The sequence below is a fragment of the Pseudomonas sp. TMW22090 genome, from assembly GCF_022496665.1.
Lineage (GTDB): Bacteria > Pseudomonadota > Gammaproteobacteria > Pseudomonadales > Pseudomonadaceae > Aquipseudomonas > Aquipseudomonas gregormendelii.
Genome location: NZ_SCFH01000003.1, coordinates 458,722 through 484,718, shown reverse-complemented (window position 1 = coordinate 484,718; position 25,997 = coordinate 458,722). Strand labels below are relative to the sequence as shown.

24 protein-coding genes are annotated in these 25,997 nt (G+C 60.1%); 15 read left to right on the top strand and 9 right to left on the bottom strand.

Translation table 11 applies throughout. The annotated features are described in order from the left end of the window. Positions 1–24 precede the first annotated feature (24 nt). Both EQV97_RS11510 and aspA read right to left on the bottom strand, forming a co-directional pair. Complete coding sequence (locus tag EQV97_RS11510; protein ID WP_225568901.1) at positions 25–1,476, bottom strand: alanine/glycine:cation symporter family protein; 1,452 nt, start codon at positions 1,474–1,476, stop codon at positions 25–27. Positions 1,477–1,888: 412 nt separating this feature from the next. Further along, on the bottom strand, positions 1,889–3,313 hold the full coding sequence (gene aspA / locus EQV97_RS11505) for an aspartate ammonia-lyase (protein WP_045057795.1): 1,425 nt from the start codon (positions 3,311–3,313) through the stop codon (positions 1,889–1,891). Positions 3,314–3,493: 180 nt separating this feature from the next. Between aspA and EQV97_RS11500 the strand changes: the two genes are divergently transcribed. The 5 genes from EQV97_RS11500 (at position 3,494) to EQV97_RS11480 (ending at position 7,271) form a co-directional block, all read left to right on the top strand. Further along, positions 3,494–4,402, top strand: a complete 909-nt coding sequence (locus tag EQV97_RS11500) for a LysR substrate-binding domain-containing protein (protein WP_045057796.1) — start codon at positions 3,494–3,496, stop codon at positions 4,400–4,402. Between the two features lie 307 nt (positions 4,403–4,709). Then, a complete protein-coding gene (gene purE, locus EQV97_RS11495) occupies positions 4,710–5,201 on the top strand; it encodes a 5-(carboxyamino)imidazole ribonucleotide mutase (protein ID WP_017341565.1) in 492 nt (163 codons plus the stop codon). 11 nt (positions 5,202–5,212) lie between these two features. Beyond that, positions 5,213–6,295, top strand: a complete 1,083-nt coding sequence (locus tag EQV97_RS11490) for a 5-(carboxyamino)imidazole ribonucleotide synthase (protein ID WP_225568900.1) — start codon at positions 5,213–5,215, stop codon at positions 6,293–6,295. A gap of 107 nt (positions 6,296–6,402) precedes the next feature. Then, the gene (locus tag EQV97_RS11485) at positions 6,403–6,648 is read left to right on the top strand and encodes a GlsB/YeaQ/YmgE family stress response membrane protein (protein WP_045057799.1); all 246 of its coding nucleotides are present in this window, start codon (positions 6,403–6,405) and stop codon (positions 6,646–6,648) included. An 86-nt stretch (positions 6,649–6,734) separates the two neighbouring features. Beyond that, complete coding sequence (locus tag EQV97_RS11480) at positions 6,735–7,271, top strand: DUF3299 domain-containing protein (protein ID WP_122840964.1); 537 nt, start codon at positions 6,735–6,737, stop codon at positions 7,269–7,271. Positions 7,272–7,293: 22 nt separating this feature from the next. On the opposite strand, the gene EQV97_RS11475 is transcribed toward EQV97_RS11480, so the two are convergent. Both EQV97_RS11475 and EQV97_RS11470 read right to left on the bottom strand, forming a co-directional pair. Next, the gene (locus EQV97_RS11475) at positions 7,294–8,193 is read right to left on the bottom strand and encodes a D-hexose-6-phosphate mutarotase (RefSeq protein WP_240888947.1); all 900 of its coding nucleotides are present in this window, start codon (positions 8,191–8,193) and stop codon (positions 7,294–7,296) included. 70 nt (positions 8,194–8,263) lie between these two features. After that, entirely contained in the window at positions 8,264–8,668 is a 405-nt protein-coding gene (locus EQV97_RS11470; RefSeq protein WP_003176975.1) for an acyl-CoA thioesterase, read from the bottom strand. A gap of 365 nt (positions 8,669–9,033) precedes the next feature. On the opposite strand from EQV97_RS11470, the gene EQV97_RS11465 reads away from it, so the two are divergent. The 8 genes from EQV97_RS11465 (at position 9,034) to EQV97_RS11430 (ending at position 19,830) form a co-directional block, all read left to right on the top strand. Beyond that, entirely contained in the window at positions 9,034–10,332 is a 1,299-nt protein-coding gene (locus tag EQV97_RS11465; protein ID WP_122840966.1) for an MFS transporter, read from the top strand. Between the two features lie 241 nt (positions 10,333–10,573). Then, complete coding sequence (locus EQV97_RS11460) at positions 10,574–11,575, top strand: phosphate ABC transporter substrate-binding protein PstS (RefSeq protein ID WP_122840967.1); 1,002 nt, start codon at positions 10,574–10,576, stop codon at positions 11,573–11,575. Positions 11,576–11,805: 230 nt separating this feature from the next. After that, complete coding sequence (locus EQV97_RS11455; RefSeq protein WP_122840968.1) at positions 11,806–14,088, top strand: ABC transporter permease subunit; 2,283 nt, start codon at positions 11,806–11,808, stop codon at positions 14,086–14,088. A gap of 15 nt (positions 14,089–14,103) precedes the next feature. After that, on the top strand, positions 14,104–15,774 hold the full coding sequence (gene pstA / locus EQV97_RS11450) for a phosphate ABC transporter permease PstA (protein WP_122840969.1): 1,671 nt from the start codon (positions 14,104–14,106) through the stop codon (positions 15,772–15,774). Positions 15,775–15,955: 181 nt separating this feature from the next. Then, positions 15,956–16,789: a phosphate ABC transporter ATP-binding protein PstB gene (gene pstB, locus EQV97_RS11445; protein ID WP_045057806.1), complete on the top strand. Its 834-nt coding sequence runs from the start codon at positions 15,956–15,958 to the stop codon at positions 16,787–16,789. A gap of 70 nt (positions 16,790–16,859) precedes the next feature. Further along, positions 16,860–17,621, top strand: coding sequence for a phosphate signaling complex protein PhoU (gene phoU, locus EQV97_RS11440; protein ID WP_122840970.1), 762 nt, complete (start codon positions 16,860–16,862; stop codon positions 17,619–17,621). Positions 17,622–17,787: 166 nt separating this feature from the next. Beyond that, positions 17,788–18,687 (top strand): response regulator, encoded by a 900-nt coding sequence (locus EQV97_RS11435; protein WP_122840971.1) that lies wholly within the window; start codon positions 17,788–17,790, stop codon positions 18,685–18,687. Between the two features lie 246 nt (positions 18,688–18,933). Then, positions 18,934–19,830: a peptidoglycan DD-metalloendopeptidase family protein gene (locus EQV97_RS11430; RefSeq protein WP_122840972.1), complete on the top strand. Its 897-nt coding sequence runs from the start codon at positions 18,934–18,936 to the stop codon at positions 19,828–19,830. 102 nt (positions 19,831–19,932) lie between these two features. Here the strand turns inward: EQV97_RS11430 and EQV97_RS11425 are convergent, their stop codons facing one another. The 3 genes from EQV97_RS11425 to phoB form a co-directional block, all read right to left on the bottom strand. Continuing rightward, complete coding sequence (locus EQV97_RS11425; protein ID WP_045057810.1) at positions 19,933–21,273, bottom strand: hemolysin family protein; 1,341 nt, start codon at positions 21,271–21,273, stop codon at positions 19,933–19,935. A gap of 123 nt (positions 21,274–21,396) precedes the next feature. After that, positions 21,397–22,719, bottom strand: coding sequence for a phosphate regulon sensor histidine kinase PhoR (gene phoR / locus EQV97_RS11420; RefSeq protein WP_122840973.1), 1,323 nt, complete (start codon positions 22,717–22,719; stop codon positions 21,397–21,399). 101 nt (positions 22,720–22,820) lie between these two features. Then, complete coding sequence (gene phoB, locus EQV97_RS11415) at positions 22,821–23,510, bottom strand: phosphate regulon transcriptional regulator PhoB (protein ID WP_008150066.1); 690 nt, start codon at positions 23,508–23,510, stop codon at positions 22,821–22,823. Between the two features lie 152 nt (positions 23,511–23,662). Here phoB and EQV97_RS11410 point away from each other — a divergent pair, with 152 nt between their 5' ends. Next, positions 23,663–24,049 carry a hypothetical protein gene (locus EQV97_RS11410; protein WP_045057812.1) on the top strand — a complete coding sequence of 129 codons (387 nt, stop codon included), beginning with the start codon at positions 23,663–23,665 and terminating at the stop codon, positions 24,047–24,049. A gap of 126 nt (positions 24,050–24,175) precedes the next feature. On the opposite strand, the gene ubiA is transcribed toward EQV97_RS11410, so the two are convergent. Both ubiA and EQV97_RS11400 read right to left on the bottom strand, forming a co-directional pair. Further along, positions 24,176–25,066, bottom strand: a complete 891-nt coding sequence (ubiA, locus tag EQV97_RS11405; RefSeq protein ID WP_122840974.1) for a 4-hydroxybenzoate octaprenyltransferase — start codon at positions 25,064–25,066, stop codon at positions 24,176–24,178. Further along, on the bottom strand, positions 25,066–25,629 hold the full coding sequence (locus EQV97_RS11400; protein WP_240888946.1) for a chorismate lyase: 564 nt from the start codon (positions 25,627–25,629) through the stop codon (positions 25,066–25,068). The genes ubiA and EQV97_RS11400 overlap by 1 nt, the downstream gene beginning before the upstream one ends. Positions 25,630–25,829: 200 nt before the next feature. Here EQV97_RS11400 and EQV97_RS11395 point away from each other — a divergent pair, with 200 nt between their 5' ends. After that, entirely contained in the window at positions 25,830–25,997 is a 168-nt protein-coding gene (locus EQV97_RS11395; protein ID WP_007954349.1) for a rubredoxin, read from the top strand.

Here is a 25,997-nt window from a genome sequence, read left to right as displayed (position 1 = left end):
GGGGATGCGCCCGTCATTCACCGATCAGCGTTGCGCTGCGGGTACGCCTTGCGCTTCAGCTTCAGCCTGGGTGGCCGCGGCTGGTGGATTGGCAGGCCAGGCGTTCAGGTCGAGGTCCAGGTCCGGGAACTTGCTCGAATCGAACACCGGCGTCTTGATGCCGGCAGCGCGCTGGTCGTCGTAGTCGCGCAGGATGCGCATGCCGACGTTAAACAGCAGGAACAGCGCGATCAGGTTGACGAAGGCCAGCATGGTCATGGTGATGTCGGCGAATGCGAACACCGTGCCCAGGTTTTCGATCGCGCCCCAGAAGATCAGCACCAACACCAACGCGCGGTAACCCATCAGCGCCTTGCGGTTTTCACCGATCAGGAAGCGCAGGTTGCTCTCGCCCAGGTAGTAGTTGTAGAGGATCGAAGTGAACACAAACAGGGCCAGCGCCACGGAAATGAACATCCGGCCCCACTCGCCCACTACGGCTGCCAGCGAGTTCTGGGTCAGGGCAATGCCATCGCCTTCGAAACCAGGGGTGTAGAAACCCGAGAGCAGGATCAGCAGAGCAGTACAGGTGCAGATCACGAAAGTATCCAGGAACACACTGAACGCCTGCACCACGCCTTGTGCCACCGGGTGCTCGACCGAGGCCACCGCCGCCACGTTAGGCGCACTGCCCAGGCCGGCTTCGTTGGCGAACACGCCGCGCTTCACGCCCATGATGATCGCGCTGCCGATGAGGCCGCCGAACGCCTGGTCGAGACCGAATGCGCTTCTGACGATGGTCATCAACATGCCTGGCACTTGATCGAACTGCAGCACGATCACGTAGATGGTCACGCCGATGTACACCAGGGTTTTCACGGGAACCAGCAGGTCGGCGACCTTGGCGATACGCTTGATACCACCAATGAACACCAGGCCCAGCAGCACTGCCAGACCGATCCCGGTGTAAGTGGTGTCGAGCCCGAATGCGTTGTTCAGTGAATGGGTCACGGCGTGGGACTGCAAGCCGTTGAAGGCGAAGCCGAAGGTGATCAGCAGCAGGAATGCCATGATCATGCCCAGCCAGCGTTTCTGCAGGCCGTGCTGGATGTAGTAGGACGGACCGCCACGGTACTGGCCTTCGGAATCGCAGCGCTTGTAGAGCTGGCCGAGGGAACATTCGAAGAAGCTGCTGGACATGCCGACCAGTGCAGTTACCCACATCCAGAACACAGCGCCCGGGCCACCCAGGGTCACGGCGATGCCGACCCCGGCGATGTTGCCTGCACCGACGCGGCCGGCGAGGCTGAGCATCAGGGCCTGGAACGAACTCAATTGCCCGGCGCTGCTTTTGAGGCTGTCACGGAACACCGCGAACATGTGGAAGAAGTGGCGCAGTTGTACGAAACGCGAGCGGATCGTGAAGTAGCTACCGAGCCCGACAATGAGCACGATCAGTACTTTTCCTGAGAGGAAGTCGTTAATGACTTCGAGCATGGATTATTCCTCGCTGTTTTTTTGTGTAGGCAAATGCTGGGCGGGGCAGAAACATCGCGTTACACCGATTTGCGCACGGCAAAACAGGCGAGGCGAAGTTTTCGTCCCGGTTCCAAATCGCGGGTTTGTTATTAGTTCGGGTTTCGCATGGGTTTGGGTCTCGTTACCGACGACCGCTCACGCGAAGAGGGGCGGCACTATACCCATGCTTTTGTGTGGGAGCGAGCCTGCTCGCGAAAGCGGTTTATCCGTCCCATCTAATCCAGGTTTGCCACCGCCATCGCGAGCAGGCTCGCTCCCACGGGTTTTTCGGTAAAAAAAAGGGCCTGGGGAGCAAGTCCCCAAGCCCTCAAAAGGTGAGAGGTGTCTAGTCCCTCGACCTGGTGAGTGGTACTGCAAACAACGTGTCGGCTCAGGCTTTAAGCGGGACCAGACGCGGAGCAATCATGTTTTCCGGGCGCAGGATGTCGGCGAGCATTTCGTCGTCGAGCAAGCCTTCTTCACGTACCAGCTCCAGCACGCCACGGCCGCTTTCCAGGGCAATACGGGCGATGCGGGTGGCGTTTTCATAGCCGATGTACGGGTTCAGTGCGGTGACCAGGCCGATCGAGTGCTCGACCAGTTCACGGCAGCGTTCTTCGTTGGCGGTGATGCCGACGATGCAGTGCTCGCGCAGCATGTCCATGGCGCGTTGCAGAAGGCGGATCGAGTCGAAGATCTTGAACGCGATCAGCGGCTCCATCACGTTCAACTGCAGCTGGCCGCCTTCGGCCGCGATGGTCAGCGCCAGGTCGTTGCCGATGATCTGGAATGCAACCTGGTTCACTGCTTCCGGGATTACCGGGTTGACCTTGCCGGGCATGATCGAGCTGCCTGGCTGACGTGCCGGCAAGTTGATTTCGTTGATGCCGGTGCGCGGGCCGCTGGACAGCAGGCGCAGGTCGTTGCAGATCTTCGACAACTTGACGGCGGTACGTTTGAGCATGCCGGAGAACAGCACGAAGGCGCCCATGTCCGAGGTGGCTTCGATCAGGTCGGCAGCCGGTACCAGCGGTTGTCCGCTGATCAACGCCAGGCGCTGAACGGCCAGGTGCTGGTAGCGCGGGTCGGCGTTGATGCCGGTACCGATGGCTGTGCCGCCCAGGTTCACTTCAGTCAGCAACTCGGGAGCCAGTGTCTTCAGGCGTGCCAGGTCTTCACTCAGGGTGGTGGCGAAGGCGCGGAATTCCTGGCCGAGAGTCATCGGCACGGCGTCTTGCAGCTGGGTACGCCCCATCTTCAATACGTGGCTGAATTCTTCACCCTTGGCGGCGAACGCCTGGATCAGGCTGTCGAGGCTGGCCAGCAGTGCGTCGTGACCCAGCAGCAGACCCAGGCGGATCGCAGTCGGGTAGGCGTCGTTGGTCGACTGCGCCATGTTCACGTCGTTGTTCGGGTGCAGGTATTGGTATTCGCCTTTCTGGTGACCCATGGCCTCCAGTGCGATGTTGGCGATGACTTCGTTGGCATTCATGTTGGTCGAAGTGCCAGCGCCGCCTTGAATCATGTCCACCACGAACTCTTCGTGGAAATCACCGCGGATCAATCGTGCACAGGCTTCGCTGATGGCAGCGTGCTTGGCTTCGCTCAGGTGACCCAGCTCGCGGTTGGCGTCAGCGGCGGCCTGTTTGACCATTGCCAAGCCGACGACCAGCTTCGGGTAATGCGAAATCGGAACGCCGGAGAGACGGAAATTATTCACCGCTCGCAGGGTCTGGATGCCGTAATACGCTTGAGCAGGTACTTCAAGTACGCCAAGCAGGTCTTTTTCTGTGCGGAAAGATGCAGCGGAGGACATGATAGAAATCATCTCAATATGGACCCGGGCTGTGCCGGAACACTGCAAATGCTAGGCTTGTAGAGAGTTTTCGGCCAATGCTGTTAAACACTGACCTATGCAAATTCGGCATAATGGGAATGTGACGCTGTGTTCGAAAAGAGCGTGTGACCTAATTTGGTGCGTGTCCGGGAGGACTTGATGAATCTGGAAAGTAAATGGCTTGAGGACTTCAGTGCCCTGGCCGCTACCCGAAGTTTCTCCCAGGCCGCCGAACGCCGCTTCGTGACGCAGCCTGCCTTCAGCCGGCGCATCCGCAGCCTGGAAACGGCACTGGGCCTGCAGCTGGTCAACCGCTCGCGCACGCCGATAGAACTGACGGCGGCGGGACAGTTGTTTCTGGTCACCGCGCGAACGGTGGTCGAGCAACTCGGTGAAGTGCTGCGCCACCTGCATCACCTGGAAGGCGGGCAGGGTGAGGTCATGCAAGTCGCTGCGGCGCACTCGTTGGCCCTGGGCTTTTTTCCGCGCTGGATTGCGCAGTTGCGCAACGAAGGCCTGAACATCGCCACTCGACTGGTCGCCACTAATGTGGGTGACGCGGTGCACGCGTTGCGCGAAGGCGGCTGCGATCTGATGCTCGCGTTCTATGACCCTGACGCTGCGATGCAGATGGACCCCGAGATTTTCCCGTCTCTACACTTGGGCCAGACCGAAATGCTCCCGGTGTGTGCCGCCGATGCCGATGGCAAGCCACTGTTCGATCTCGAAGGCGAAGGCAGTGTGCCGCTGCTGGCCTACAGCGCCGGTGCATTCCTCGGGCGTTCGGTCAATATGCTGCTGCGCCAGCGGGCACTGCGCTTCACCACCATCTATGAGACGGCGATGGCCGACAGCCTCAAGAGCATGGCACTCGAAGGCCTGGGGATAGCGTGGGTGCCGCAACTGAGTGTGCGCGCCGAGCTGGCGCGCGGGGAGCTGGTGGTATGCGGCGGCCCGCAATGGCATGTGCCGCTGGAAATTCGTCTGTATCGCTGTGCGCTGGTTCGCAAGGCGAACGTGCGGTTGTTGTGGCGCAAGCTGGAAGGCGGTGCGGCGCAGGGTTCATAAACTGCGCTGTGTTTACGGACGCCAAGATCGCAACCTTCGGCAGCGCCTGCAGAGATCGGCGCAGGAGCTGCCGAAGGCTGCGATCTTTTGATCTTTTTGGCTGACCTTCAGGTCAATAAAACCGGCACTTTGCGCCGTAGGACAGATGGTCGTTTCGGGGGCTGTTTATCTGCTTCATTACGGTATACTGCGCGGCCTTTGGCCGGTTCGACCGGCCTGAATTCGTACAACAAGCCACGCCGGATTTCCCGCGTGGCTTGTTGTTTTTTGACGCGCCTGCGGGCGCCCAGAGAGAAGAGGCACGACGATGAGTGCACTGGTTGGCGTGATCATGGGCTCCAAGTCCGATTGGTCCACCCTTAGCCACACCGCCGATATGCTGGAAAAGCTCGGCATTCCTTACGAGGTGAAAGTGGTCTCTGCCCACCGTACCCCGGACCTGCTGTTCCAGTATGCCGAAGAGGCCGAGGCGCGTGGCATCGAGGTGATTATCGCCGGTGCCGGCGGCGCGGCGCACCTGCCAGGCATGTGTGCGGCCAAGACCCACCTGCCAGTGCTGGGCGTGCCGGTGCAGTCGTCCATGCTGTCGGGCGTCGACTCGCTGCTGTCCATCGTGCAGATGCCTGCGGGCATTCCGGTCGCCACGCTGGCCATCGGCAAGGCCGGTGCAATCAACGCAGCCTTGCTCTCGGCAAGCATCCTGGGCGCCAAGCACCCGCAGTTCCATGCGGTGCTGAAAACATTCCGCGCTGAGCAGACAGACAGCGTCCTGGAAAATCCAGACCCACGCATCGCCTGAGGTTGTTGACGATGAAGATCGGTGTAATCGGTGGCGGCCAGTTGGGTCGCATGTTGGCGTTGGCGGGCACCCCGCTGGGTATGAACTTCGCTTTCCTGGACCCTGCGCCGGATGCTTGCGCAGCCGCCTTGGGCGAGCATCTGCGGGCCGATTATGGCGATCAGGATCACCTGCGCCAGCTGGCAGATGAAGTCGATCTGGTGACTTTCGAGTTCGAGAGCGTACCGGCGGAAACCGTCGCATTTCTCTCTCAGTTCGTTCCGGTGTACCCGAGCGCCGAAGCCCTGCGAATCGCGCGTGATCGCTGGTTCGAGAAGAGCATGTTCAAGGACCTGGAGATACCGACGCCAGCGTTCGCCGACATCCAGTCGCAAGCCGACCTGGACGCCGCAGTGGCGTCCATCGGCCTGCCTGCCGTGTTGAAAACCCGCACCCTGGGTTACGACGGCAAGGGCCAGAAAGTCCTGCGCAAACCCGAAGATGTAACAGGCACATTTGCCGAACTGGGCAGCGTGGCCTGCCTGCTGGAAGGCTTCGTGCCTTTTACCGGGGAAGTTTCGCTGATTGCCGTGCGCGCTCGCGATGGCGAAACCAGGTTCTACCCGCTGGTGCACAACACTCATGACAGCGGCATCTTGAAGCTGTCCGTGGCCAGTACCGATCACCCCCTGCAGGGCCTGGCCGAAGATTACTCCAGCCGCGTGCTCAAACACCTGGATTACGTGGGCGTGATGGCGTTCGAGTTCTTCGAGGTTGACGGTGGTCTCAAGGCCAACGAAATCGCCCCTCGCGTGCACAACTCCGGACACTGGACGACGGAAGGCGCCGAGTGCAGCCAGTTCGAGAACCATCTGCGCGCCGTTGCCGGCTTGCCGCTGGGCTCGACGGCCAAGGTCGGTGAGAGCGCCATGCTCAACTTCATCGGCGTCGTGCCGCCGGTCGAGAGAGTGATCGCCATCGCCGATTGCCACCTGCATCACTATGGCAAGGCGTTCAAGGCTGGTCGCAAGGTCGGTCATGCCAACCTGCGCTGCGCCGACAAGGCCACGCTGGAGCAGCAGATCATCAAGGTCGAAGCGCTCATCGCCGAATAGTTTCACCTGACAGCGGCGGAACCATTCAAGGCCCGCCGTTCTCTGATGGCAGTATGCGAAAGTCTGACTAGTCTTCTGCATAGCCATTCAAATCAGAGGGAAATGTCATGGGAATTATTGGAACCATCTTTATCGGCTTGATCGTCGGCCTGCTGGCGCGTTTCCTGAAACCGGGCGATGACAGCATGGGCTGGATCATGACCATCTTGCTCGGTATCGGCGGTTCGCTGGCGGCCACTTATGGCGGCCAGGCGTTGGGCTTCTACCAGGCCGGCGAAGGCGCAGGTTTCCTGGGCGCGCTGGTCGGTGCCGTGATTTTGCTGGTGATCTACGGCCTGATCAAAAAGAACTGATTCAAGCGACAAAGCCCTCTCTGCGCGGCGTGCAGAGAGGGCTAGAATGCTCGGCGTTCCAACACTCCCCAAACCCGAGCACCTCCATGCGCCGCACTCTGTTGACTGTACTTTTATTGGGCGCCGGCCTCGTCCATGGCAGCGAGCTGCCGGAAACCGACTGGCTGGAATTGATGCCCAAGTCCGACCAGAAGGCCCTCGAGGCCATGCCGGAAATCGATCACGACTCTCCCGAAGGCGATGGCACCTTTACCGAAAAAGGTGGCATGAAGCAGAGCAAGGGCTTGCCCGCAGTGATGTATTCGACCAAAACCGTAGCGTCGATGAACGACAAAAAGATTCGTATCGGTGGTTATCCGGTGCCGCTGGAGAGCGACGCCAAAGGTCGGAGCACGCTGTTCTTCCTGGTGCCCTATCCAGGCGCCTGCATCCACGTGCCACCACCGCCGCCCAATCAGCTGGTGCTGGTGCGTTACCCAAAAGGCTTGAAGCTGGATGATATCTACACGCCGCTGTGGGTCACCGGCACGCTGAAAGTCGAGCAGGTCAATAACGACCTGGCTGATGCGGCGTATGCCCTGGATGCCGCCACAGTGCGGGTGGTGCAGGAGTCGGATTTGTAGGTGTCTGGTTAAAGCGAAGCTTTTAAAGCGGCTTGCTGGCGATGTTCACACCAAGCGTGTGACTCGACCCCGGCGCCAGCACCACCACATCGTCCATCACATTCGCCGTCTCGATGCACAGCATGCGCTGCCAGCCATCGTCAGCCATGTCGCTGAACGCTGCCGCGCGCTCAACCCACGGATTCCAGATCACCGCCGAGCGCGAACCGCTGCTGCGCAGCTCGATCCGCCGTTCCCAAGCCGGGTCAACAATGCTCAGCGTTTGGGGCGTATCGAGATAGATGCGATCAGTCTCGCCGGTGAACTGCAGGTCACCGATCTGCTTCACGGTTTTCCAGGCATCCAGCGTCTCGATGTAGTTCAAGCCATCCAGGCCCTCGACATGCACCGTGCGCACATCGCTGACCGCGAAATAGCTGTGCAATGCCTGGCTGATCGTGACGCTTGAGTTGCCGCGGTTATGACTGGTCAGGCCGATGTGCAGCTGCTCATCCAGGCGAATGCTCAGCTTCAGATCCACCTCATGCCGCCAGCCTGGAAAGCCGCCATCGGGGTTGGGCAGGGCGAACTCGACCTTCAGGCTTTCACCTTCGGTCTCGATGCCGGCCAGCTCCCAGTCCATCGCCCGGACAAACCCGTGGGCCGTCGCCGGCTCCTGGCTGGAACGCATGGCCTGAACGCTTTGCGGGTTGCGCGCCAGATTGCCGAACCATGGCCAGCAGACGGGCACACCGGCACGAATGCTCTTGCCGGTCTTGAACACTGCCTCATCGTTGAGCCAGATCAGCGGCGGTTGGCCTGCCAACTGATAGCTGAGGATTTGCGCGCCTTGCTGGGCCACCAGCAATTCGGCCCGACCGTGGCGGATGCGCCAGCAGTTCAGTTCATCCAGTTTCATGGCTTCAACGTTGGGCGTGCTCATGGGGCGACTCTCAATCTGGAACAGGGCTGCAATGGACCGCAAAACGCTCCCGGCGTTTGACGCTTTAAGGCTATCGAGCTCTGGACGGAACCGAACGGGTACGCCCACTGCCGTCGATGGCAACGAACACGAACACCGCTTCGGTGACCTTGCGCCATTCGCTGGACAGCGGATCGTCGCTCCACACCTCAACCATCATCTGGATCGAGCTACGGCCGATTTCCAGGGCCTGGGTATAGAAGGAGAGCTGGGCGCCTACCGCGACCGGTACCAGGAACGCCATGCGATCGATCGCCACGGTAGCTACACGTCCGCCCGCGACCTTACTGGCCATCGCAGTGCCAGCCAAATCCATCTGCGCCACCAGCCAACCGCCGAAAATATCGCCGAAGCCGTTGGTTTCGCGCGGCAATGCAGTGATTTGCAGGGCCAGGTCGCCTTGCGGGATTGGATCTTCTTGTTCGAGCTCTATCATGCCGGGGGTGCCTCTGACCCGTGAGTCTTCATTGGTACTTCAGGTGAATAGCCGTCCTAAGAAAAAACGATTCAGCCCCGAACATACTACGTTCGTCACGTTTTTCGAAAGGCGCCTAAAAGGGAAACTCTGCGAAATCGCCTATGTACCCCGGCAGGCGTTTTCGCACAGCAACCCAGTCAAATCGTTGCAAGATTGCGAGTATATCGGTCGGTAGACTCCGAGACGACCGTCGGGTTCTCATTTTGACCGTCAAATATGCACATCCATGTGCTTTTTCGAACAATTTGCTATCGTGCCGGACCTGCCCAAGCCTCGGCCAGAGCTGTTGAGGTTGCAGATTCGACTATAAGAGAAGCCTTGCCATGACCACAGCGCCCTCGAGCGTCGCGCAGCCAACACAACCCGCACGTCCGCTGACTCGTAATGACTACAAGACCCTGTCGCTGTCCGCCCTCGGTGGTGCGCTGGAATTCTACGACTTCATCATCTTCGTATTCTTCGCCACGGTGGTGGGCAAACTGTTCTTCCCGGCCGACATGCCCGAGTGGCTGCGGCTGATGCAGACCTTCGGCATCTTCGCTGCGGGTTACCTGGCGCGCCCGTTGGGCGGCATTGTCATGGCGCACTTCGGCGACCTGCTGGGCCGCAAGAAAATGTTCACCTTGAGCATTTTCATGATGGCGGTGCCGACCCTGATCATGGGTCTGCTGCCAACCTACGCGCAGATCGGCATGTGGGCACCGATTTTGTTGCTGCTGATGCGGGTCATCCAGGGCGCGGCTATCGGCGGGGAAGTGCCCGGCGCGTGGGTTTTCGTTTCCGAGCATGTGCCCCAGCGTCACATCGGCTACGCCTGCGGCACCCTGACCAGCGGCCTGACCGCCGGCATCCTCCTGGGCTCATTGGTTGCTACCGCGATCAACAGCCTTTACACCCCCACCGAAGTCGCTGATTACGCCTGGCGTATCCCGTTCCTGCTGGGGGGTGTGTTTGGCCTGTTCTCGGTTTACCTGCGTCGCTGGCTGCACGAGACCCCGGTATTTGCCGAGCTGCAACTGCGCAAAGCGCTGGCCGAAGAAGTGCCGCTCAAGGCCGTATTGCGTGACCATCGTGGCGCTATCCTGATTTCCATGCTGCTGACCTGGTTGCTGTCTGCCGGCATCATCGTCGTCATTCTCATGACCCCGACCGTGCTGCAGACCGTCTACCATTTCGCACCAACCGTCGCCTTGCAGGCCAACAGCCTCGCCATCGTCTTCCTGAGCCTGGGCTGTGTTGCGTCCGGTGCACTGGCGGACCGCTTTGGCGCAGGTCGGGTATTCGTGTTCGGCAGCGCCGCGTTGCTGATCAGCTCGTGGACCTTCTATCACAGCCTGTTCAACCACCCCGACTGGCTATTCCCTATGTATGCCCTGACCGGCTTGCTGGTAGGCACCATCGGTGCGGTGCCCTACGTGATGGTCAAGGCCTTTCCGGCGGTGGTGCGCTTCAGCGGGCTGTCGTTTTCCTACAACCTCGCCTACGCCATCTTCGGCGGCCTGACGCCGATGGTGGTGACCCTGCTGCTCAAGGAAAGCCCGATGGGGCCGGCCTACTACGTCGCAATTATTTGTGGAGTAGGGATAGTGGTGGGCGGGTACCTCTGGAGGAAGGGGCGCTGACGCGCAATCTTCTTCAATCTTGCCGAGCCCAACGCGAGCAGGCTCGCTCCCACACTGACTCTGTAATCACTTCAGAACCGCTGTGGGAATGAGCCTGCTCGCGATGCGGGCAACGCGGGTCTCCCTTCCGGCATCGGATGATGGCCTTTCATCCAATTGTCATATTTCAGCCATAGAGTGTTCACACGGCCTGCTAATACTTGGCTCCGACTTAACACACCCTATCTGCTAGGAGTAAGGCATGAAACTGAAGCGTTTGATGGCGGCAATGACTTTTGTCGCTGCTGGCGTTGCGACTGCCAACGCGGTTGCCGCTGTTGACCCTGCTATCCCGAGCTACACCAAGACCACTGGTGTGTCGGGCAACCTGTCCAGCGTCGGCTCCGATACCCTGGCCAACCTCATGACCTTGTGGGCCGAGAACTACAAAAAAGAATACCCGAACGTAAACATCCAGATTCAGGCCGCTGGTTCCTCCACCGCGCCACCTGCGCTGACTGAAGGCACCGCCAACCTGGGCCCGATGAGCCGCAAGATGAAGGACAACGAGCTGCAGGCCTTTGAAACCAAGTACGGCTACAAGCCAACCGCCATCCCGGTTGCCGTGGACGCCTTGGCTGTGTTCGTGCACAAGGACAACCCGATCCAGCACATGACCATGGAACAAGTCGACGCGGTATTCTCGTCGACTCGTCTGTGCGGTGGTAAAGCCGACGTTAAAACTTGGGGCGACCTGGGTGTGACCGGCGACCTGGCGAACAAGCCGGTTCAGTTGTTCGGTCGTAACTCGGTATCGGGCACCTACGGCTACTTCAAGGAAGAAGCCCTGTGCAAAGGCGACTTCAAGCCTAACGTCAACGAACAACCTGGTTCGGCTTCGGTCGTGCAGTCCATCAGCTCCTCGCTGAACGGCATCGGTTACTCGGGCATCGGTTACAAGACTGCCAGCGTGAAGACCGTGGCACTGGCCAAGAAAGGCAGCACCGACTTCATCGAAGACACCGAAGAAAACGCCCTGAACGGCAAATACCCGCTGTCGCGCTTCCTCTACGTTTACGTCAACAAAGCGCCGAACAAGCCTCTGGCCCCGCTGGAAGCCGAGTTTGTGAAGCTGGTCCTGTCCAAGCAAGGCCAGGAAGTCGTAGTGAAAGACGGCTACATCCCACTGCCAGCCAAAGTTGCCGCCAAGGCATTGGCTGACCTGGGTCTGCAGGAAGGCGGTGCTGAAGTCGCAAAAAAGTAAAACCCTGAGTCCGGGGTAACCCCGGGCTCTGTAGGAGCTGTCGAGTGAAACGAGGCTGCGATCTTTTGATCTGGCTTCGAACTGCAAGATCAGAAGATCGCAGCCTCGGTTCCCTCGACAGCTCCTACACCCCCCCAATTCCCGCTCCGCTGCCAGTTTCCACAGGCGGCGGATTTGTCGCGTCACTGCACTGTCATCTTTCTGTCATACAGGATCGCTAGGGTGTGCGAATGAATGATCTGGCCAATTCCACAATGACTACAAATCCCCCCAAGCGAATTGATTTCAATACGCCTGAGTTGCAACGCAAGCGCCGTATGCGCGCGCTCAAAGACCGCCTGACGCGTTGGTACGTCCTCATTGGCGGCCTTGCCGTGCTTGGGGCGATCACGCTGATTTTCTTCTTCCTGGGCTACGTTGTCGCGCCGCTGTTCCAAGGCGCCGACCTGACGGCCAAGGACTCGATCACGCCCGCCTGGATGCAGGACGCCGGCAAGCCGCTGATGATCTCCCTGGAAGAACAGAACAAGGTGGCCATGCGGGTGTCCGACAAGGGCCAGGCGTTGTTTTTCGACATCGACAGCGGCGCAGAGCTGCGTCGTGTCGACCTGCCGGTCCCGGCTGGTAGCCAGGTCACTTCTATCGGTGAAGACCAGCCGGGTTCCCCATTGGTTGCGGTCGGCTTTTCCAACGGCCAGGCTTTGGTGTTCCGCCACACTTACAAAGTTAGCTATCCCGACGGCAATAAGACCATCTCGCCAGCCATTGAATACCCGTATGGCGAGACCCCGATCGCGTTGAACGAAGCGGGCGGGGCGCTGGAGCATATCAGCCTCAACGCCACAGATTCGACCCTGTTGCTGGTGGGCTCCACGGGTGCGCAGCTCAACGTGTTGTCGCTCACCAGCGAAGAAAACATGATGACCGGCGAAGTCACCAGCGAGCAGAAGCGTATCGATCTGCCGCAGATGACCGAGACGGTGAAAAACATCTTCGTCGACCCGCGCCAGCAGTGGTTGTACGTAATCAACGGGCGTGCCCAGGCCGACGTGTTCAGCCTGCGCGACAAGAGCCTCAACGGTCGTTACAAGCTGCTTGAAGATGGCGAGGCGCAGATCACCGCCAGCACTCAGCTGGTGGGCGGTATCTCGCTGATCCTCGGCGATTCCAAGGGTGGCCTGGCCCAGTGGTTCATGGCTCGCGACCCGGATGGCGAACAGCGCCTGAAACAGATTCGCACCTTCCAGATGGGCACCACGCCCATCGTTGAGATCACTGCCGAAGAGCGTCGCAAAGGCTTCATCGCCCTGGATGCATCCGGCAAGCTCGGCGTGTTCCACAGCACCGCGCACCGCACCCTCCTGGTGGATCAGGTCGTCGACGGGCAGGGCATTTTTGGCCTGTCACCACGGGCCAACCGCGTGATCGTCGAGGCCGGCGGCAAGATTCAACCACTGCTGCTCGATAACCCGCACCCGGAAGTTTCCTGGAGCGCACTGTGGAGCAAGGTCTGGTACGAGAACTACGACGAGCCTAAGTACGTCTGGCAATCGACCGCCGCCAACACCGATTTTGAACCCAAGCTGAGCCTGTCCCCGCTAACGTTCGGTACCCTCAAAGCCGCCTTCTACGCCATGCTGCTGGCCGCGCCACTAGCCGTAGCGGCCGCGATCTACACCGCCTACTTCATGGCGCCGAGCCTGCGCCGCAAGGTCAAGCCGGTGATCGAGCTGATGGAAGCGATGCCGACGGTGATCCTCGGCTTCTTCGCCGGCCTGTTCCTGGCGCCCTACGTGGAAGGACACTTGCCGGGTATCTTCAGCCTGTTGATGCTCCTGCCGATCGGCATTCTGGTGGCGGGTTTCGTCTTCAGTCGCCTGCCTGAATCCGTGCGCCTGAAAGTGCCTGACGGTTGGGAAAGCGCGATTCTGATCCCGGTCATCCTGTTCGTGGGCTGGCTGTCGTTGTACATGAGCCCGTACATGGAAAACTGGTTCTTCGGCGGCGACATGCGCATGTGGATCTCCCACGACCTGGGCATCACCTACGACCAGCGCAACGCCCTGGTGGTAGGCCTGGCCATGGGTTTCGCGGTCATCCCGAACATCTATTCCATTGCCGAAGATGCCGTGTTCAGCGTGCCTCGCGGCCTGACCCTCGGTTCCCTGGCCCTCGGCGCCACGCCTTGGCAGACCATGACTCGCGTGGTGATCCTCACCGCCAGCCCGGGGATTTTCTCGGCGCTGATGATCGGCATGGGGCGTGCGGTCGGTGAAACGATGATCGTGCTGATGGCCACCGGTAACACCCCGGTCATGGAAATGAACCTGTTCGAAGGCCTGCGCACATTGGCCGCCAACGTTGCGGTGGAAATGCCCGAATCGGAAGTTGGCGGCAGCCACTACCGCGTGCTGTTCCTCTCGGCCTTGGTGCTGCTGCTGTTCACCTTCGTCATGAACACCCTCGCGGAACTGATTCGTCAGCGTCTGCGCAAGAAATACTCGTCGCTTTAAGAAAGGTAGAAGTCTGTGAAACAGAACTCCCTGAACGGATGGTTCAAGAGCGGCGCCCCGGGCGTCTGGATCAGCGGTGGCGCGGTGTCCATCGCGGTCATCATGACGATCGGCTTGCTGGCCGTGATCGCCGTGCGCGGCCTGGGCCACTTCTGGCCGGCGGACTTGATCCACGCCAGCTACGACGTGCCAGGCCAGGCCAATCACCTGGTCATCGGCGAAGTGGTGCAGAAAGAAGAAGTGCCCCGTGAGCGCCTCAAAAGCGCTGGCCTGCCGGTGCCCGAGCAGGGTCCGGAGTTCATGACCCGTGAGCTGATAAAGGTCGGCAACCGTGACTTGAACGGCAATGACTTCACCTGGATCGTCGGCGAGTGGCTGACTAACCAGAAGACGCCGCCGGAGCTGATGGCGATCGAACGCCGCGAGTGGGGCAACTTTTACGGCTACCTGGTCAACGTCAAGCAGGATGGCAAAGTCATCGCCGAAGGCGAGGCGGCGTGGCCTGAGTTGCAGGCCCGTGTCGACCGCGTGAACAAGCTGGCAAGCGAGCTCAAGACCGTGGAGAAGTCCGACATTGGCGCGATCAACGCCGGACTGGAACGCATCCGCCTGCATGGCCGCAAACTGGAACTGGACGGCAAGCTGGACGCTACCGCGCAAGCGGACATGGAGTCCGAGCGCGCCGAGCTCAATGCCCGTTATCAGGCCATCGAAGCGCGCCTGGCCGACCTGCATGCCCAGTTCAATCGCGACAGCCTGACGGCCCGCGATGCCAACGGCAAAGAGATCGAAATCGGCATCGGCAAAGTGGTTCATGCCTACCAGCCGAACGCCATGGGCACCATGACCAAGATCGGCTTCTACTTCAGCAAGGTCTGGGAATTCCTGAGCGACGATCCGCGTGAAGCGAACACCGAAGGCGGGATCTTCCCGGCGATTTTCGGCACCGTGATGATGACGTTGATCATGGCGATGATCGTAACGCCGTTTGGCGTACTGGCTGCGGTGTACCTGCGTGAATACGCCAAGCAGAACACCATGACCCGGTTGATCCGCATCGCGGTGAACAACCTGGCAGGTGTACCGGCCATCGTGTACGGCGTATTCGGCCTGGGCTTCTTCGTTTATGTTCTGGGTGGCTCGGTTGACCGGTTGTTTTTTCCTGAAGCCCTGCCGGCGCCGACTTTCGGTACTCCGGGGTTGCTTTGGGCATCCCTGACCCTGGCGCTGCTGGCGGTGCCGGTGGTGATTGTGGCCACTGAAGAAGGCCTGGCGCGGATTCCTCGCACCGTGCGCGAAGGCTCGCTGGCCCTCGGCGCGACCAAGGCGGAAACCCTGTGGAAGATCGTACTGCCGATGGCCAGCCCGGCGATGATGACCGGCATGATCCTCGCCGTTGCCCGTGCCGCGGGTGAAGTGGCGCCGCTGATGCTGGTGGGTGTGGTGAAACTGGCGCCGTCGCTGCCGCTGGACGGTAATTACCCGTACCTTCACCTCGATCAGAAAATCATGCACCTGGGCTTCCATATCTACGACGTCGGCTTCCAGAGCCCGAACGTCGAAGCCGCGCGCCCACTGGTCTACGCCACGGCGTTGCTGCTGGTGCTGGTGATTGCGACCTTGAACCTGTCGGCGGTCTATATCCGTAACCACCTGCGCGAAAAATACAAAGCGTTAGACAGTTAAGACAAACCCTGTGGGAGCTGGCTTCAGCGATGGCATTAGCGCGGTGTAACTGAAACACCGCATCGCCTGCATCGCTGGCAAGCCAGCTCCCACAGGGTCGGCACAAGCCACAGATTTTCAGTCACCCATTGGCAAGGCCAGTGGCTCAACGAACCGAATTTGTTAGCACAGGGAGCCTCCCATGCAACACGAAACACATACTCACGGCATCAACATGTCGGCCCTGGGTCGCGACAAACAGAGCCTGAACCTCGAGCAGGAAACCGTGGCTATCGAAGTGCCGGGCCTGAGCCTGTTCTACGGTGACAAGCAGGCGTTGTTCGACGTCAGCATGAACATCCCGAAACAGCGCGTCACAGCCTTTATCGGCCCGTCTGGCTGCGGCAAATCCACGCTGCTGCGTACTTTCAATCGCATGAACGACCTGGTCGACGGTTGCCGTGTGGAAGGCGCCATCAACCTGTACGGCAACAACATCTACCGTAAAGGCGAAGACGTTGCAGAGCTGCGTCGACGCGTCGGCATGGTGTTCCAGAAGCCGAACCCGTTCCCCAAGACCATCTACGAAAACGTGGTCTACGGCTTGCGCATCCAGGGCATCAACAAGAAGCGTGTACTTGATGAAGCCGTGGAGTGGGCGCTCAAGGGCGCGGCTTTGTGGGACGAGGTAAAAGATCGCCTGCACGAATCCGCACTGGGCCTTTCCGGTGGTCAGCAGCAGCGTCTGGTGATTGCCCGTACCATCGCCGTGGAGCCGGAAGTGCTGCTGCTCGACGAACCCTGTTCGGCTCTGGACCCGATCTCCACGCTGAAGGTTGAAGAGCTGATCTACGAGCTGAAATCGAAGTTCACCATCGTCATCGTGACCCACAACATGCAACAGGCCGCGCGGGTCTCCGATTACACAGCGTTCATGTACATGGGCAAACTGGTGGAATTCGGCGACACCGATACCCTGTTCACCAATCCGGCGAAGAAGCAGACCGAAGACTACATTACCGGTCGTTATGGCTAGCCATTGTGGTTGTTCACTGAACTGACGCTGCGGTCCACCGCACCTTACCGGACGCTCCAAGGACGCCAACATGATTAGTAAAGAAGGCCTTACCCATCACATCTCCGCGCAGTTCAACGCCGAGCTCGAGGAAGTGCGCAGCCACCTCCTGGCCATGGGCGGACTGGTGGAGAAGCAGGTCAATGACGCGGTCACCGCGCTGATCGAAGCCGATTCCGGCCTGGCTCAACAGGTTCGCGAAATCGATGACCAGATCAACCAGATGGAACGCAACATCGACGAAGAATGCCTGCGCATCCTGGCCCGTCGTCAACCTGCTGCGTCCGACCTGCGTTTGATCATCAGCATTTCCAAGTCGGTGATCGACCTGGAGCGCATCGGTGACGAGGCGACCAAGATCGCCCGCCGGGCCATTCAGTTGTGCGAAGAAGGTGAAGCGCCGCGCGGTTATGTCGAAGTGCGTCACATCGGCGACCAGGTGCGCAATATGGTCCGTGACGCACTGGACGCTTTTGCCCGCTTCGATGCCGACCTGGCGTTGTCGGTAGCCCAGTACGACAAGATCATCGATCGCGAATACAAGACCGCCCTGCGTGAACTGGCGACCTACATGATGGAAGACCCGCGCTCTATCTCGCGGGTCTTGAGCATCATCTGGGTGCTGCGTTCGCTGGAGCGAATCGGCGATCACGCGCGCAACATCTCCGAGTTGGTGATCTATCTGGTGCGCGGCACCGATGTGCGTCACCTGGGTTTGAAGCGCATGAAGGAAGAAGTTGAAGGCACAAGCGGCGAAACCGCTAATGTTCCGGGTGCAGCTGACGATAAGTAAGTTTGCCCAAGAGAAACGCCCGGCCTTTTGGTCGGGCGTTTTTGTTTGTGGCGTACGAATTCGAAGCAGCACCCCGCGAACGAAAAGTCCCGGCGTGACTGAGGGTTTATGGCAGTGTGCCATCAGCAAAGCGCTATGCTTGCCGGGGTTTTGGAAGGGGTGATGGATGAGTAAGGTCAGTGTTTTGGTCGTGGACGATGCGTCATTCATTCGTGACCTGGTGAAAAAATGCCTGCGCAACTACTTTCCGGGCATTCGGATCGAGGACGCCGTCAACGGCAGGAAGGCCCAGGTCTTGCTGGCCAGGGAAACGTTCGACCTGGTCCTGTGTGACTGGGAGATGCCGGAAATGTCCGGCCTGGAACTGTTGACCTGGTGCCGCGAGCAGGACCGTCTCAAGACCATGCCGTTCGTGATGGTGACCAGCCGTGGCGACAAGGAGAACGTTGTCCAGGCGATCCAGGCAGGCGTTTCCGGCTACGTCAGCAAGCCCTTCAACAACGAGCAGTTACTGACCAAGGTCAAGCAGGCCCTGAACAAGGTCGGCAAGCTCGACGCGTTGATGAGCAGCGCGCCGGTGAAGATGAGCTCCGCCTTCGGCAACGATTCCCTCAACGCCTTGACTGGTGGCCAGGCGACCGTGGTTGCCGCGCCTGCGATGCCGACGCCGACACGTGGCCTGCTCAGCAACCCGCCCCCCAAGGCCGCTGCTGCACCGTCTGCTTCGGCAGGCCGCGGCCATGGGCAGTTGCGCCTGCCCAGTGGTAACCAGCAGTGCGTGATCAAGGCCTTGAGCCTCAAGGAGGCCTTGTTGGTGGTGAAGCGTACTGACACGTTGCCGCAGGTGCTCGACAGTGCCGTGCTCGACCTGGAGCAGGGCGACAATGCCGAGATCGCGCGACTCAACGGCTACCTGCATGCCATCGTCGCCTACGAACCCAGGCCTGACAGCGAGTGGTTGCAGCTAACCTTCCGGTTTGTGGACCAGGACGCTCAGAAGCTCGATTACATATCGCGATTGATAGCACGTGGTACGGTACAGAAGCACTTTGTGCCCGGTGCTTAAATCCTTGGTGGCCTGAAGCTTCCATCGCGAGCAGGCTCGCTCCACAGGGCACTGCGCTGCAACAGAGACTCCTGTGAAAAACAGGCCCACAGAAAATCCTCTGTGGGCGCGAGCCTGCTCGCGATGGCGTCATCCTGTTCACCGCCCATCCATTGATCTGCCGATTTTGAAACATCTGCCGCCTACCCAGGTCCATTGCAGCTGCTAGGCTCCCTCCCAGGCCTCTCCTCGACAGAACCTCTGCCCATGCTCGCGCGCTTGCTGTTTTTCTGTGGTCTTTTCCTGGCCTCCACCTCGGTTGTGGCCATGACTATCTACAAGTCCAAGGACGCCAACGGCGTGGTCTCCTACAGCGACCGCCCCTCGAAAGGCGCCAAGGTATTCGTTTTCCGCGATCGCATGGTCGAGCGCCTTGAAGGCCAGGTGTACCTCGACATCAAGAAACAGCGGGGCGCTGATAGCGTATTTGTGCGCAATGACTTGTACGCGCCGGTCGAAATCGAATTGAGTTTTGCCGGTCTGAAGAACGTCAGCGGTGCGCCGAGCCGCCCGATCCGCCGGGTGCTGCCGGCACGCAGCAACCTGCGCCTGGCGTTGCTCACGGCCACGCGGGCAGGAAAGCCGCTGGTGTATACCCCGGCGTTCAAATATTCCCTGGGCGACCCTGCAGGGGCTGCCATGGCTTATCGCTACCCATTGCCCTGGCGCGGTGGGCCATTTCGGCTGAGCCAGGGTGCCAACGGCCAATACAGTCACTTCGGCGCGAAAAATCGCTACGCCATGGACATTGCCATGCCTGAAGGCACGCCGATCATTGCGGCGCGAGGCGGGATGGTGGTGAAGACCGAGAATAACCAGACCGGCCGGGGGACCGACCCATCAGGCAACTTCGTACGGGTGCTGCACGACGACGGGACCATGGGCGTGTACCTGCACCTGATGCAAGGTTCGGTCAGCGTCCGGGAAGGTCAGCGGGTTGGTGTGGGCACTGCGTTGGCGCTGTCGGGCAATACCGGCAACAGCAGCGGGCCGCATCTGCACTTTGTGGTACAGCGCAATACCGGGATGGGGCTGGTGTCGATACCGTACCGGTTCAATCAGCCGGTAGGTGCATTACCCAACTTTGCGTTGGGTAAACAGTGAGGCTCTGAAAGCAAAAGATCGCAGGCTGCGGCAGCGCCTGCAGGAAATTGCGATCCCCTGCAGGCGCTGCCGGAGGCTGCGATCTTTTGGGGTCAATGCAAATTAATCGAGCATCAACACCTTGGCCAACACAATCTTCGGCCCTTTCATCTTCTTGATGATGATCCGCAGGCCTTCGACCTCCAGGACCTCCTCCTCTTCCGGCACCCGCTTCAGGCTGTCATACACCAGCCCGGCAAGGGTTTCGGCTTCAACGTGGTCCAGGTCGATGCCCAGCAGTCGTTCCACCTTGAACAGCGGTGTATCGCCGCGTACCAGCAGCTTGCCCGGTTGATACGCGAGGATTCCGCGTTCGGCCTTGCGGTGTTCGTCCTGAATGTCGCCCACCAGCACTTCCAGCACGTCTTCCATGGTCAGGTAGCCAATGATGTTGCCGTCGGCCTCCTCAACCAGTGCGAAGTGCGAGCCACCCTTGCGGAACTGCTCCAGCAGCTGCGACAGCGGCATATGGCGCGATACGCGCTCCAGCGGACGGGTCAGCTCAGCAAGGTTGAACGACTCGGGAATATGGTCCAGTGCCGCCAGTTCCAGCAGCAGGTCCTTGATGTGCAGCAGTCCGACGAACTCCTGTGTATCACTGTCGTACACCGGATAACGGCTGAACTTGTGGCGACGGAACATCGCCAGGATTTCCTTGAGCGGCGCATTGAACTCCAGCGTCACCAGGTCTTCCCGGGAATTGGCCCAGTCAACCACTTCCAGCTCGCCCATTTCCACCGCCGACGCCAGCACGCGCATGCCCTGGTCGCTCGGGTCCTGACCGCGGCTGGAGTGCAGGATCAGCTTCAGTTCTTCGCGGCTGTAATGGTGGTCGTGATGAGGGCCGGGTTCACCCTGGCCAGCGATGCGCAGTATGGCGTTGGCGCTGGCGTTCAGCAGGTAGATGGCCGGGTACATGGCCCAGTAGAACAGGTACAGCGGCACCGCAGTCCACAACGACAGCAGCTCGGGTTTGCGGATGGCCCAGGATTTTGGAGCCAGCTCGCCGACCACAATGTGCAGGTAGGAAATGATGAAGAACGCGGTGAAGAACGACACGCCCTTGACCACTTCGGCGGACTCGACGCCTACGGCACTCAGGACCGGTTCGAGGATATGCGCGAACGCCGGCTCACCGACCCAGCCGAGGCCGAGGGATGCCAGGGTGATACCCAGTTGGCAGGCCGACAGGTACGCGTCGAGCTGACTGTGAACGGTGCGCAGGATATGTCCGCGCCAGCCGTTCTTTTCTGCAATGGCTTCGACCCGGGTCGAGCGCAATTTGACCATGGCGAATTCCGCTGCAACGAAAAAACCGTTGAGCAAAACCAGGATCAGAGCAAAAAGAATCATGCCGAAATCGGCGAAGAGTGTCGCGAGGGTCAAGCCAGGGGATGGGTCCATGATGGAGTTTTGCGGGTTCCGTGTATTCGAAAGGGGGGACAGCTGTGCACCTGAAAGGCAGGCACAAGTCAGCCAATGTAGCGGCTGACTGGGCGATTGCCTAGTGGCGCGTGCTGGCCGGTATCAGTCGGCGGCGTTGATGGTCAGGGATTTGCTGACCTGAGCTGGGGCGAAATGACAGGTAAACGTGCTGCCGTGCCCGGGTACGCTACTGATTTCCATGCGTGCACGGTGGCGCAACAGCACGTGTTTGACGATCGCGAGCCCCAGGCCGGTGCCGCCTGTATTGGAGTTGCGGCTGGAATCGACCCGGTAAAAGCGCTCGGTCAGGCGCGGCAGGTGCTTGCTGTCGATACCGATGCCCGAATCCTGGACGCTCAAGTGCGCGCCCTGTTCGTCGCCCCACCAGCGAATGCGGATATTGCCTTCGGCCGGGGTGTATTTGACGGCGTTGAACACCAGGTTCGAAAACGCACTGCGCAATTCCGCCTCGCTGCCCTTGAGCAGGATCTGCGGGTCCGCTTCGAGGGTGATGTGCTGGTTTTTCTGGCCGGACAACTGCTGTGCGTCACTTTTGATCGATTGCAGCAAAGTGTCGATAGGCACCGGTGCATTGTCCGACGGGTAATCGGTGGCTTCCAGTTTGGCCAATAACAGCAGGTCATTGAGCAGCGTCTGCATGCGCCCCCCTTGCTGTTGCATCTGCTGCAAGGCACGGGACCAGCGCGGGTTTACGTCTTCGACGTTATCCAGCAGCGTCTCCAGGTAACCGCAGATCACTGTCAGCGGTGTGCGCAGTTCGTGGGAGACGTTGGCGATGAAGTCTTTGCGCATCTGCTCCAGCTGATGAATGCGTGTGACGTCGCGCACCAGCATCAGGTGCTCGTTATTGCCGTAGCGGGTGATGTACAGCTGGATGCGTACCCGATCATTGGTGGGCGACGGGATTTCCAGCGGCTCGGAGTAACTGTCCTGCTCGAAATACTCCTTGAAGCGCGGATGGCGCACCAGGTTGGTGACGGGCTGGCCGCTGTCTTGCGGGGTCTTGAGGCCCAGCAGGGTTTCGGCGGCGCGGTTCCACCATTCCAGGTTGCCGTCGGTGTCGAGCATGATCACCGCGTCCTTGAGGGCCGCCGTGGATTCCTGAACCCGGTCTATCACCGCTTGCAGGCGCCCCCGCACGCGCTGGTCGCGGCGTTGCAGGTGGTAGATGCTGTCGAACACTTCGCCCCACAGGCCGTAGCCGTCGGGTGGTGCTTCATCGGGTTTGTGCAGGCGCAGCCACTCGTGCAGGCGCAGCAACTGCTTGAGGGTCCAGGCCAGGTACAGGGCCAGGCCTGCAGCCAGGCTCCAGCCGTAGTAGCCGGTAATCAGGCCGATCACCAGGCAGGCGGTGACCAGCAAAAGCATGTGGCGAATCAGGGTGCCATGCCAGTTTTGATTCACGGAGCGTCCTTAGCGCAGCTCAAGTTTCAAGCTGCAAGCTTCAAGTAGGGGATCGGCTGTGCTTCTGCTGGCCGCTTGTAGCTTAATGCCTGCCGCTGCTTTTATGCCTTCGTGGAAAACCGGTATCCGGTGCCACGCACGGTTTGTACCAGATTTTCGTAGGCATCGCCGAGGGCTTTGCGCAGGCGACGGATGTGCACGTCGACGGTGCGTTCCTCGACATAAACGTTGCCGCCCCAGACCTGATCCAGCAACTGGCCGCGGGTGTAGGCGCGTTCCTGGTGGGTCATGAAGAACTGCAGCAGACGGTACTCGGTGGGGCCCATCTCGGCGGGCTTGCCGTCGATGGTCACGCGGTGGCTGATGGGGTCCAGCAGCAGGCCACCGACTTCGATCGGCGTCTCGCCATCGGTCGGGCCGGCGCGGCGCAGCACGGCTTTGAGCCGCGCTACCAGCTCGCGTGGGGAGAACGGTTTGGTGATGTAGTCGTCGGCCCCGACCTCCAGCCCCTGGATCTTGTTGTCCTCTTCGCCCTTGGCGGTGAGCATGATGATCGGGATGTCCCCGGTCAGCTCGTCGCGCTTGAGGCGGCGGGCCAATTCAATGCCGGATGTACCCGGCAGCATCCAGTCGAGCAGGATCAAGTCCGGCTTGCGGTCGACGATGATGGCGTGGGCCTGCTGGGAGTTCTCAGCCTCCAGGCAGTCATAGCCGGCCATTTCCAACGCAACGGCGATCATTTCGCGAATGGGCGCTTCGTCGTCGACGATCAGAATGCTCCTGCCAACCATGCGTATATCCTCTTGTCATTTAACTGTCTTGCGCCGCATTAGATAACGGAATTATTGCAGTCGTGTGACAGTATTTTAGTCGCCCGGCGATCGCAGGGATCCTGGACTAAGCTCTAAGTCCGAATCCTGACAACCACAAAAGGAAGGTTTCCATGAAGCACATCGCGCAATCCTGGAAGGCACTATTGGTTAGCGCAGCGCTATCGCTGCCGACAATGGCCTTCGCGGCAGACCCGGGCATGGTCAAGGACGGCATGTTGGTCGACCATAAGGGTATGACGTTGTACACCTTCGATAACGACACGGGTGGCAAATCGGCCTGTACCGGTAAGTGCGCAGAAAACTGGCCGCCGCTCAAAGCGACCGAATCCGATAAGCCCGAAGGAAAATGGACCGTTATCAGCCGTGACGACGGCACGATGCAATGGGCCTTTGACGGCAAACCGCTGTACTACTTCGTTCAAGACAAGAAGCCAGGCGACATGACTGGCGACAAGAAAATGGACAAGTGGCACGTCCTTCAAGGGCCGAAGATGTAGGCCATCTTCCGTAAGAGCGAGTTTGCTCGCGAAAAACTTGAACGATGACCCGGTGTTTTCGCGGGTTCACGCGTCGATCTCGGGTTCATCGCGAGCAAGCTCGCTCCTGCAAGGGGCGTGTGTTCGTCAGCGCAACGCGTAATCCAGGACGATGCCGATAAAAATCGCCAACCCGGCCCAATGGTTGTGCAGGAACGCCTTGAAGCAACGCATGCGGTCCTTGCTGCGGGTGTACCAGAACTCCCAGGCAAAACAGCCCGCCGCCGCCAGTAATCCCAAGTGGAACCAGCCGCCCAGCTCGAATTTCGACCCGGCCAGAAGCAGGCAGCCCAGCGCCAGGCCCTGCAGCGTCAGGATGATCACCCGGTCCGCCTCGCCGAACAGGATGGCAGTGGATTTCACGCCGATCTTCAGGTCGTCATCACGATCAGTCATGGCGTAGTAGGTGTCGTATCCCACGGTCCACAGCAGATTGGCGATCCACAGTAGCCAGGCCGCAGCTGGCAACTCACCGGTCTCGGCGGTGAACGCCATCGGCATCCCCCAGGAAAATGCCGCGCCCAGCACCACTTGCGGGTAGTAGGTGTAACGCTTCATGAACGGGTAGGTGAAAGCCAGCGCCAGGCCACCCAACGATAGCCAGATCGTAGGCGCGTTGGTGCACAGCACCAGCAGAAAACTCAAACCCATCAGCAGCGCAAAGAACACCAGCGCCTCTTTCGAGCTGATTCTGCCGGCAGCCAGAGGGCGTTGTGCGGTGCGTTTGACGTGGCCATCGACCTTGCGGTCCGCCCAGTCGTTGATCACGCATCCACCCGCGCGCGTCAGCACTACCCCGAGGACAAAAATCGCGATGTTGGCCAGCGACGGCGAGCCCTTGCCGGCAATCCATAGCGCCCACAGCGTCGGCCACAGCAGCAGGTAGATGCCGATGGGCTTGTCCATTCGGGTCAGCTGAATGAAATCCCAGGCCCTGGGGTTCAGGCGGTTCAGGGACTTGAGCAGGCTCTGGTACATCAGCAGTTCTCCGGATGAGAGCGGGCGGCGGTCCACAGGCTTGGCAGAAAGATTTCGGCCACCAGCACACTCAGGGCGCCCCGGTCGAAGCGCGAGCGGCGCCCCCACAGTTGTGGTGCCCGGCACTCTTCAGGTAGCCATTGCTCAGGATAGTGACAAACCTCGATGGCACGGCGCTCAAACGCCTGGTCGCAAAACAGCAGCTCACCCAGGGAACGGCTGCCCAGTTCGTCCATGTGCAAGCCATCGCCCTGCAGCGCATTGCGCGACGCCACGCTGCGGGCAAATACCCAGGCCTCGCCGTGGCCGCGCAGGTACACCTCGCGCACCCAGCCTTCGCTGCCTTCGGCCAGGTCCAATGCGGCGCATTCATCGGCGCGCAGCGCTTGCCAGCCTTCGAACAGCGGCGTGACGCTGAAAGCGTCATTCGACAAACGGGTCAGGCGCCGGGTCAACGAGCCTTCGTCGAACAGCCAGTCGAGGGAAAAAGCGTCGGGGAGGGGAGCGAGCTGGCCTTGGGGTAGCCAGAGCGGGGCCGTTCGGGGGGTATTTGAGTGCGGCACAGTGAGTCATTATTGGCAGCAAATGAGGCGGCGAGCTTACCATGTCGGTCGGCGATTTTGATTGATCGGGCATGGCGCTGCGTCGAACAGGCTTGCATCTGCCGGGCTCGATCAGTACAAAACGCCCTGAGCCGGACGGCAGTGCTGCAACCATCGACCGTTCGTGCCGGCAAAAGCCTGAACTCTGAGGAAATACCTGAATGAAAAAGTGGCAATGTGTGGTCTGCGGCCTGATCTATAACGAAGCCGACGGCTGGCCGGACGACGGCATTGCGCCGGGCACCCTGTGGCAGGACGTGCCGGAAGACTGGCTGTGCCCCGACTGCGGCGTGGGCAAGATGGATTTCGAAATGATCGAAATCAACTAA